The 8,938-nt window shown below is 63.2% G+C and carries 7 protein-coding genes; 3 read left to right on the top strand and 4 right to left on the bottom strand.

What is annotated here, in order from left to right; all coding sequences use genetic code 11:
* Positions 1-16: 16 nt before the first annotated feature.
* The 4 genes from VIM98_RS17075 to trxA all read right to left on the bottom strand — a co-directional run bounded on the left by VIM98_RS17075 (position 17) and on the right by trxA (position 4,754).
* Entirely contained in the window at positions 17-1,423 is a 1,407-nt protein-coding gene (locus tag VIM98_RS17075; RefSeq protein ID WP_331994314.1) for a sensor histidine kinase, read from the bottom strand.
* Positions 1,410-2,075, bottom strand: a complete 666-nt coding sequence (locus tag VIM98_RS17070; RefSeq protein ID WP_331994313.1) for a response regulator — start codon at positions 2,073-2,075, stop codon at positions 1,410-1,412. Before VIM98_RS17070 ends, VIM98_RS17075 begins: the two co-directional genes overlap by 14 nt.
* A gap of 287 nt (positions 2,076-2,362) precedes the next feature.
* Entirely contained in the window at positions 2,363-4,144 is a 1,782-nt protein-coding gene (gene rho, locus VIM98_RS17065; RefSeq protein WP_331994312.1) for a transcription termination factor Rho, read from the bottom strand.
* 283 nt (positions 4,145-4,427) lie between these two features.
* Positions 4,428-4,754, bottom strand: a complete 327-nt coding sequence (gene trxA / locus VIM98_RS17060; RefSeq protein ID WP_331994311.1) for a thioredoxin TrxA — start codon at positions 4,752-4,754, stop codon at positions 4,428-4,430.
* Between the two features lie 415 nt (positions 4,755-5,169).
* Between trxA and VIM98_RS17055 the strand changes: the two genes are divergently transcribed.
* From VIM98_RS17055 to ftsX, 3 genes are all read left to right on the top strand, one after another.
* Entirely contained in the window at positions 5,170-6,876 is a 1,707-nt protein-coding gene (locus tag VIM98_RS17055; RefSeq protein WP_331994310.1) for a DEAD/DEAH box helicase, read from the top strand.
* Positions 6,877-7,058: 182 nt separating this feature from the next.
* A complete protein-coding gene (ftsE, locus tag VIM98_RS17050; protein WP_331994309.1) occupies positions 7,059-7,736 on the top strand; it encodes a cell division ATP-binding protein FtsE in 678 nt (225 codons plus the stop codon).
* 5 nt (positions 7,737-7,741) lie between these two features.
* The gene (gene ftsX, locus VIM98_RS17045; protein ID WP_331994315.1) at positions 7,742-8,716 is read left to right on the top strand and encodes a permease-like cell division protein FtsX; all 975 of its coding nucleotides are present in this window, start codon (positions 7,742-7,744) and stop codon (positions 8,714-8,716) included.
* Positions 8,717-8,938 lie beyond the last annotated feature (222 nt).

Below are 8,938 nucleotides of genomic sequence, written 5' to 3'. Positions count from 1 at the left end.
CGGTGCGAGGTTGCACTTATCCCGCCTCCCTGGCGAACTCGATCCGCATCCGTACGCCGCGGCCGCCTTGCCCATCGAGGATCAGCAGCCGTCCGCCATGTGCCTTCGCCGCTTCGTCGACGATCGCCAGGCCAAGGCCGGTGCCCTCGCCGAGGCTGCCGGCACCGCGGTAGTAGCGTTCGCGCACGCGATCGCGTTCGGCCACCGGTATGCCCGGGCCGTCGTCTTCCACTTCCACAAATGGCACACCGTCGACGATGCCGTTGCGTATCGTGACGTGGCCGCCGGCGGGCGTATGACGCAGCGCATTGTCGAGCAGGTTGAGCAGCGATTCGTGCAGCAGCCAGTACACGCCCGGAATCTGTACCGGACGGCATTCGGCGCCCAGATCGATATGCCGATCGAGCGCGCGATCGATCGAACTGTCGATGATGTCGCCAACCAGGGCGCTCAGGTCGATGACGCTGTAATAGCGTGCGTTATGCGACGACGGCTCCGCACGCGCGAGGGCAAGCAACTGGTTGGCCGTATGTGCCAGGCGATCGATGCCGCCATGCAGGAGCGCGATGCGTTCTTCCAGCGGCGATCCTGCCGCCTCTCGCCCGAGCACTTCCAATTGCGCCTTCAGGCCAGTCAGCGGTGTGCGCAGCTGATGGGCGGCATTGGCGAGGAAATGCTGCTGCGCCAGACTCGATTCGCGCACCGTGACCAGCAAGATATTGAGCGAATCGACTAACGGCTGGACTTCCGTCGGCACCTTGTCGAGTACGACCGGATCGAGCGCCTGCGGTGTGCTCTGGCGTTGGGCGATGCTGTCGTGCAGGCGTCTGAGCGGACGCAGCGCGACGGCGATACCGGCCAGCGCGACGCCCAGGGTCAGCAACATCTGCACGGTGTCATTGATGCCCAGGGCGAGGTCCATGCGCCGCATCGCGTTGTCACGTCGATGCGGCGTTTCGGCTGCGGTGACGATCAACGGCTCACCCGCTTCGTCGGTGCGGTAACTCACCGCGCGCAGCGGTTGGCCCTGGTAGGTGATGTCGCCATAGGCCATATCGCGCGCCTGTATTTCCTGGGTAGGCACGATCGGTAAGTCGGCGGTGCCGGCTACGGTGCGCCCATCGGGCTTGCTGACGCGATAGTAGAACTGTTCGTGGACGGTCGAACGTAGCGGCGGTGGCGGGCGCTCGGGCAGGGGGATGTCGAGGCTGCCATTCGCGCCGCGATGGATATGCGCGGTGATCGCCACTGCGGCGCGTGCCAGCGAACGATCGAAGGCGCTGTAGATCGGGGTGATGATCACTCGATGATCCACCGCGATGCCAAGTACCAGGAGCAGGAGCAGCGGGCCGATCAGGTAGATCAGCAATCGGCCGCGCAGGCTTGCGCCTATACGCTGGAGTCGCGCTTCAAGCGTCTTCAAGGCGGTAGCCGAGCCCGCGAATACCGCGCACGGTAGCCGAGCCTTCCAGCTTGCTGCGCAGTCGCGATACATGGACTTCGATCGCGTTGCTGGAGATGTCTTCGTCCCAACCGGCGATCGCCTGGATCAGCCGCTCCTTGCTGACCACCCGGCCGCTGTGATGGGCAAGGCATTCGAGGATCGACCATTCGCGCCGGGTCAGCTCGATGGCCCGCCCGTCGCGGTCCAGTACGCGGCGGCCGGCCAGATCGATGCGTAGCTGGCCGACCGTCAACTCGCTGGACGCGGCGGCGCTGGCGCGGCGGATCAGCGCGCGGCAGCGTGCGGCCAGCTCGGGCAGGGCAAACGGCTTGACCAGGTAATCGTCCGCGCCCAGGTCCAGGGTGCTGACGCGGTCGTCCAAGCCATCGCGGGCGGTGGCGATCAGGATCGGCAGGGCACTGCCTGCGCGGCGCAGGCGGCGCACCAGGCCGAAACCGTCCTCGCCGGGCAGGCCAAGATCGATGATTGCCATGTCGTAGTGCGTCCCTTCCAGCATGGCGGCCACCGACTCGGCGCTTCCGGTGTGATCGACGGCATAGCCTTCGACGGAGAGTCCACGGACAACGGCGTCGGCTACCAGGGGATCGTCTTCGACGAGCAGGATGCGCATGGCGGAAGGCAGGTCACGGTAATGGTTGGTGGGGCGCCATTGTTCCCGATTCCATCATAAATAACTGAAAGGCCGGTGTAAGGTGGGGCGGTGGCCGGGGCTTCCCTTTGCCCCCAGCCCCTCGCGGGTTCCAGTAGTCGGAGAAGAGGAGTGGAGCGGCAAGTGGCAGCTGTCGTCATGCCCCCGACTTCTCTTGCTTCTCACTCTCTCCCTCGAGCTTCTCGTGCCTCGGTCGGAGCTGAGTGACGATCAACAAAAAAAGCCCCTCATCCGAGGGGCTTTTCAGGTCAGCGCTTCATCGAATTGAAGAACTCGTCGTTGGACTTGGTGTTCTTCATCTTGTCGAGCATGAATTCCATCGCGGCCAACTCATCCATCGGATGCAGCAGCTTGCGCAGGATCCATATCTTGGCGAGCAGGTCCGGATCGATCAGCAAGTCTTCGCGGCGGGTGCCGGAGCGGTTGATATCGATGGCCGGATAGACGCGCTTTTCGGAAATACGGCGGTTCAGGTGCACTTCCATGTTGCCGGTGCCCTTGAACTCTTCGTAGATCACTTCGTCCATCTTGCTGCCGGTGTCGGTCAGCGCGGTGGCGATGATGGTCAGCGAACCGCCTTCCTCGACGTTGCGCGCGGCACCGAAGAAACGCTTCGGGCGTTGTAGCGCGTTGGCGTCCACGCCGCCGGTAAGCACCTTGCCGGAGCTCGGCACGACGGTGTTGTAAGCGCGAGCCAGACGCGTGATCGAATCGAGCAGGATCACCACATCCTTTTTGTGCTCGACCAGGCGCTTGGCGCGTTCGATCACCATTTCGGCGACCTGCACGTGGCGAGCGGCCGGCTCGTCGAAGGTGGAGCTGATGACTTCGGCGCGCACGGTGCGGGCGATTTCGGTCACTTCTTCCGGACGTTCGTCGATCAACAGCATGATCAGATGCACGTCGGGATGGTTGTACTGAATGGCCTGCGCGATGTTCTGCAGCATCATCGTCTTACCGGATTTCGGCTGCGAAACGATCAGGCCGCGCTGGCCACGGCCGATCGGCGCGACCAGGTCGAGGATGCGTCCGGTAATGTCCTCGGTCGAACCGTTGCCGCGCTCGAGCTTGAACGCCTTGCGCGGGAACAAAGGCGTGAGGTTCTCGAACAAGAGCTTGTTCTTCGACGCCTCCGGCGGATCGCCATTGATGTCGTCGACCTTGAGCATGGCGAAATAACGCTCGCCTTCCTTCGGGTGACGTACACGTCCGGTGATGTAGTCGCCGGTACGCAGGTTGAAGCGGCGGATCTGGCTGGGCGAAACGTAGATGTCGTCCGGACCGGCCAGGTAGGACTCGTCAGCCGAGCGCAGGAAGCCGAAGCCGTCCTGCAGGATTTCCAGCACGCCCTCGGCCCAGATGCCGCCGCCGGAGCGGGCGTGGGCCTTGAGGATGTTGAAGATCACATCCTGCTTGCGAGCACGCGCCACGCCTTCCTGGATGCCGAGCGATTCGGCGAACTCGAGCAACTGGATCGGGTTCTTGCGCTTGAGTTCGGTGAGGTTGATCAGGCGATCGTTGCTGCCGGCATCGGCGAAATCGTCGTCCACCGGCAGGCCATTGTTGCGCGGGTGGTTATTGCCACCCTGGCTACGCTGCTGATTATTGCCGCGGTTGTCATTGCGATCGTTACGGTCATTGCGGTCATGACGGCCGCGGCGGCGACCGCGGTCATTGCGATCGTTGCGGAAACCGCCGCCCTGACCCTGGTGACCGCCTGGCTGACCACCGCCCTGGGGCTGCGGCTGGTTGGTATCGCCGCGGCCCTCGGCTTGCGGACGCGGTGCGTCGCCTGCCGGCTCGACCGGCAGGCTGGCCTGCACGGGCGCGGAAGCTTCGACCGGCGCATAGCGCTCGGCCTGTGGGGCGGAACGCTCGGCGGGAGCTTCGCTTGAGAACTTTTCGGTGCGGCCGGCCTCGGCCGCGGCGGCCGATTTGCGTGGTGCACGGGTGCGTGGCGTTTCGGATGCCGGTTTGGCATCGACGCTCTTTGCATCGTTGGTTTCGTTGGTATCGATGATATCGGACACGGGCAAACCTCGTGGGGGCGCCGTTGATGACTGAGAAGGAGGGTAAGAATGTCGTCGGCGCGAATGGCGCGGGGGACAGCAAGGTCCCGACTGACGTTCAGCAATCTAGCACTCGCCGCGCGGCGGCGTAAAGGGTCAAACGGCAACGAAGTCGAAAAAATGACTCAGCCGGGACCGGACGGGGTGGTTCAGTACGCCATGGCCTCGGATTCGGGCTCATGGAACGGGGCGGTGATACGGACAGTCATTAAAACTGTGTTGTCCGCCCCGTCTTGAACAGCGATCAGATCGTCTTTTCGATCATTTGCGCCAGCACGCCCTTGCTGACTGCACCGATCTGGGTCGCCTCGACCTTGCCGTTCTTGAAGATCATCAGGGTCGGGATGCCGCGCACGTTGTAATCGCGTGGCGTCTTCTGGTTATGGTCGATGTTGATCTTGGCGATGCGCAACTTGCCCTCGTACTGCTGCGCCAGTTCCTCAAGCGCCGGCGCGATGGCCTTGCACGGACCGCACCATTCGGCCCAGAAGTCGAGCAGGACGGGGGTATCCGAGTCCAGGACTTCCTTCTGGAAGGCATCGTCGCTCACATGGGTAATCAGATCGCTCACCGGAATCTCCAAGATCGTAAAAGGGGGCTATTAACGTCCCTACGGTCCGCATCGGCTACACTGGGCTGCCCATGAAGCGCCTGGGGGCGTCTTTTGGAGGTGGCCATGCCTGGAAGGCGGCCTCCTCCGACCCCACGTAACTTAAGGACGCGGTGCAGGCGATTCAAGGGTGGCAACGGTCGGTTCCGTTGACATAGGTGAGCGGGCTTCAAGTCCTTGTTCTCACTAAGGGTTTGATTCTTCGGGGTTTTAAGTCGAGTCCCTTCACCTATGCCAGCGGAGCCGCCGAGCCCCGCCATGCGGCGCCTTGCATGCTGCGTCGCCACATCCACTCGTCCCGGACCAGTTGTCATCCGTCGCGGGACCGGACGCAAGGCCTTCCCGGCCGTCCGTACCGCATCTAACTATTCAACTAATGTCGCAAACCGTACTTACCGATACCTTTTTTACTAATTTCGATCTCCATCCACTGCTGCAGAAAGGCCTCGACGATGCCGGGTTCACCCGTTGCACGCCGATCCAGGCGTTGACGCTGCCGGTTGCCTTGACCGGGCGCGATGTCGCCGGCCAGGCGCAGACGGGCACCGGCAAGACCTGCGCCTTCCTTGTCGCCATGATGAATCGCCTGTTGACCCAGCCGGCCGTGGCCGAGCGCAAGGACAGCGATCCGCGCGCCCTGGTGATCGCACCCACTCGCGAGCTGGCCATCCAGATCGACAAGGATGCCCGCAACATCGGCCGCCATACCGGGCTCAAGACCGCACTGATCTATGGTGGCGTCGACTACGACAGGCAGCGCCAGCAGCTCAAGGACGGTTGCGACATCATCATCGCCACGCCGGGCCGCCTGCTCGATTACTACAAGCAGCAGGTATTCGGCTTCAATGGCGTCGAGACGATGGTGATCGACGAAGCCGACCGCATGTTCGACCTGGGCTTCATCAAGGACGTGCGCTTCATTTTCCGCCGCCTGCCGGCGCGCGAGCAGCGCCAGGTGCTGTTGTTCTCGGCCACCCTGAGCCACCGCGTGCTTGAGCTGGCCTATGAGCACATGCACAACGCCGAGAAGCTCGAGGTGGAAACGGAGAACGTGACCGCCGACCGCGTCCGCCAGATGGTCTATTTCCCGTCCAAGGAAGAGAAGATGCCGTTGCTGCTCAATCTGCTTGAGCGCACCAACGCCGAGCGCAGCATCATCTTCGTCAACACCAAGGCGGCGGCCGAGCGGGTGACCGACCGGGTCAAGCGGCAAGGCTACAGGGTGGGCGCCTTGTCGGGCGATGTACCGCAGCTCAAGCGCCAGAAGCTGTTGCAGCGATTCCAGGATGGCCAACTCGACATGCTGGTATGCACCGACGTGGCCGCGCGTGGTCTGCATATTCCAGCGGTCAGCCATGTCTTCAACTACGACTTGCCGCAGGACGCCGAAGACTACGTGCATCGCATCGGTCGCACCGCGCGCCTGGGCGCCGAGGGCGATGCGATCAGCTTCGCCTGCGATCTCTATGCCATGTCGTTGCCGGATATCGAGACCTATATCGGCCAGCGCATTCCGGTGTCGTCGATCGAACCGGAGCTGCTGGTGATGCCCAAGCCGAAGGAAGTCGACGCCCAATTCGCTGCCGATGCTGCTGCCGACAGTGCCGCTTTTGGCGACAAGGTGGTTTCTCGCGAGCAGAAGGAAGGCGGTGGTTCTCGCAGCCGGTCGCGTCGCAGTGGTGAACGTGGCGGTGAACGTGGCGATCGCCGGCCACGTGACGGCGAGCGGCGCGAACGCAAGCCGGCTCCCTCCTCCCAGCCCGCTCAGCGGCAAGCGTCCGCCCAGGCGCCTGCACCGAACGAGCCCGCATTGGCCGAGGGCGAAAACAAGCGCCGTCGTCGCCGTGGTGGGCGGGGCCGTCGCCGCGATGGCGATGCTGCGGCGCTGCCGGTTAATGGCGCGCCAGTCGTTGCCGCCAACGATCGCGGCGAGCGTCGTGCATCGCGCAATGGCGGCGAGCAGGGCGGTCACGGCCGCTCCCGCCAGGTCATTGCCACCGCTGCGCATCCGCCGGCCGAGCATGCTGCGGCAAAGAAGCCAGGTTTTTTCCGTCGGCTGACCAGGCTGTTTACCGGCCGCTGAATAAAAAGGCGCTCGATATCGCCGGTTGCGAACGGGAAGAGCTTCTGGCTTTTCCCGTTTGCATTTGAGGCGAAACAAGAGAGCGGCTTTACCGGCGCTAACGGTGCGGGTGCTCCACCTGTCGAAGTTTTCCTGCTTCCCGCTTATCCTTTCCCCATAAAGCCGCCAAGCGGGGAGCCTGAGTGATTCGCTTCGAACAAGTCAGCAAGCGCTATGAAAGCGGTCATGAGGCGCTTTCCCAGCTTTCGTTCGAAGTCGCCGACGGCGAAATGGCTTTCGTCACCGGGCATTCTGGCGCCGGTAAAAGTACTTTGCTCAAATTGCTCGGGCTGATCGAAAGGCCGTCGCATGGCGTGATCACCATGGACGGACAGAGCCTGGCCAAGATCGGCCGCGGGGGCATTCCCAAGCTGCGTCGCCGGATCGGCATGGTGTTCCAGGATCACCGTCTGCTGATGGAACGCACGGTGTTCGCCAACGTCGAATTGCCCTTGGTGATCGGCGGCGTGGCGCCGTTGGAGCGTGGCCGTCGCGTGCGCGCCGCGCTGGAGAAAGTCGGCCTGCTGGCTTACGAGCGCCAACTGCCCGATTCGCTTTCCGCTGGCGAACAGCAGCGCGTCGGTATCGCGCGCGCCATTGTCGGCAAACCTTCGTTACTGATCGCCGACGAACCTACCGGTAATCTGGATCCCACTCTGGCATTGGAAATCATGAGCCTGTTTGCCGAGTTCCAGCAGGTCGGTACGACCGTGCTGGTCGCCAGCCATGACCTGCCCCTGATCAAGAAGATGAAAAAGCGTGTGGTGGTACTCGACCATGGCCGCCTCGTCGCTGATGTCGCTGCGCAGGAGATTCTGTGACTACCATGGAATCGCAGCGCAACGACAACCTCGACCCCGTCCCGGTGCGTACCGAGCGCAGTCGCGCCCGTCCGGTTGCCAGCTGGCGCGAGCACCATAGCTGGAGTGCCGCGGCCAGTTTGCGTCGTCTGCTCTCGCGACCGCTGGCGACGTTCCTCACCGTTGCGGTCATGGGTTTGGCGCTGGCCTTGCCACTGGCGTTCTATTTGTTGCTTGCCAATGTGCAGAGCCTGGGCGATGCCCTTGGGCAGAACCAGGCCGTGAGCGCTTTCCTGAAGTCCGACCAAGCCGGCAGCAGCGTCGAATCGATGGCCACGACTGTGCGTGAACGCGCCGACGTGGCCGCCGTAGCGGTCAAGACGCCGAAGCAGGGCATGGACGAGCTTGCCAAGCTGCAGGGATTCGGTACTGCCTTGCACATGCTCGACGACAATCCGCTGCCGTATGTACTCGAGGTGATGCCGCAGCCCGGACTGGATGCCGACGGGGTCGAACGGTTGGTGACCGACTTGCGTGCCATGCGGGGCGTGGATCAGGTACAGGACGCCGGCAGCTGGCGCCAACGGCTCGATGCATTGTTGGCAGTCGGCAATCGCACGGTGCTGGTATTGGCTGTCCTGCTGGCACTGGCGGCGATCCTGGTCGTCGCAAATACGGTGCGGGTAGACATCTCCAGCCGCGCCGAGGAAATCGACGTATTGATGCTCGTAGGGGCAAGCGGTGCGTTTGTGCGTCGTCCCTACCTGTACGCCGGTATTTGGTATGGGTTGTTCAGCGGCCTTATTGCCGCAGGTGTGGCGTTGGCGGTCGAATTTGCCTTGGTCGACCCCGTGACACGCCTAAGTCATGCATATGACGGCAGGCTGCACGTCAGTAGTTTGCCGTGGTGGCTGCTGGTGGCGGTACCGGTCGGTGCGGCTGTGCTCGGCTGGTTGGGCGCGCGCCTGATGAGTGCGTGGCAGTTGCGTAAGGCGGTGTGAGCCTTTGTGCCGGCGAGATCTCGCTGGCTGGTCGTCGACCGGCGGCAAGTATTCCGACATAGAAATAAGGCAAGATAGGCGGACAGGCGGGCGCACGGGGGTGCGAGCCCGATGACTTTCAAGCGTCGCTTTTCGGGTGGGCGGGCTGCGGATGAGCGCAAGTTTCAGTAATCGAATCGTCAGCGCGGCGCCGCGCGTATTGGTCGTGGACGGCTCCAAGGT

This window comes from Dyella sp. (genome assembly GCF_036568765.1).
GTDB lineage: Bacteria > Pseudomonadota > Gammaproteobacteria > Xanthomonadales > Rhodanobacteraceae > GSA-30.
Note: the sequence above shows the minus strand (reverse complement) of the source record. Positions and strands in the feature narration are given on the sequence as shown.